Source organism: Pseudoalteromonas rubra (genome assembly GCF_000967655.1).
Classification (GTDB): Bacteria; Pseudomonadota; Gammaproteobacteria; order Enterobacterales; family Alteromonadaceae; genus Pseudoalteromonas; species Pseudoalteromonas rubra_A.
On sequence record NZ_JXYA01000035.1, the window covers coordinates 1 to 685 of the forward strand.

Annotated in this window: 1 rRNA gene; it reads right to left on the reverse strand. The window is 45.0% G+C overall.

Features of this window, described 5'->3' with window-relative positions:
• Positions 1-507: ribosomal RNA gene (locus TW77_RS15010) — 23S ribosomal RNA — on the reverse strand; the annotation flags it as partial.
• Positions 508-685: the final 178 nt, after the last annotated feature.

The following is a 685-nucleotide window of genomic DNA, read 5'->3' on the forward strand; positions in this document are numbered from 1 at the left end:
ACACGGTTTCAGGTTCTATTTCACTCCCCTCACAGGGGTTCTTTTCGCCTTTCCCTCACGGTACTGGTTCACTATCGGTCAGTTGGGAGTATTTAGCCTTGGAGGATGGTCCCCCCATATTCAGTCAAAGTTTCACGTGCTCCGACCTACTCGATTTCACTTTAAATAAGTTGTCGTGTACGGGACTGTCACCCTGTATCGTCATACTTTCCAGAATGTTCCACTAACTACATTAAAGCTTAAGGGCTAATCCGATTTCGCTCGCCGCTACTTTCGGAATCTCGGTTGATTTCTTTTCCTACGGGTACTTAGATGTTTCAGTTCTCCGCGTTCGCTTCATACAGCTATGTATTCACTGCATGATGACCCAAAGGGCCGGGTTTCCCCATTCGGAAATCCTAGTCTCAAGCGCCTCTTACTGGCTTGACTAGGCTTATCGCAAGTTAGTACGTCCTTCATCGCCTCCAACTGCCAAGGCATCCACCGTGTACGCTTAGTCACTTAACCATACAACCCAAAATGGTTTTTCTGCGCCTTTGTCTCCCATGCTGCGTTCCTTAAATATTTTACTTGGTTACAACCAGTAAGGTTGCGCCCTGCGATAAAATATTTAAGCGCCTTGCCTGAAAAACAAATTCATTGAAAAATCTATTTTAAGCTGTAGTGCTAAAGACAGTTTTAACTT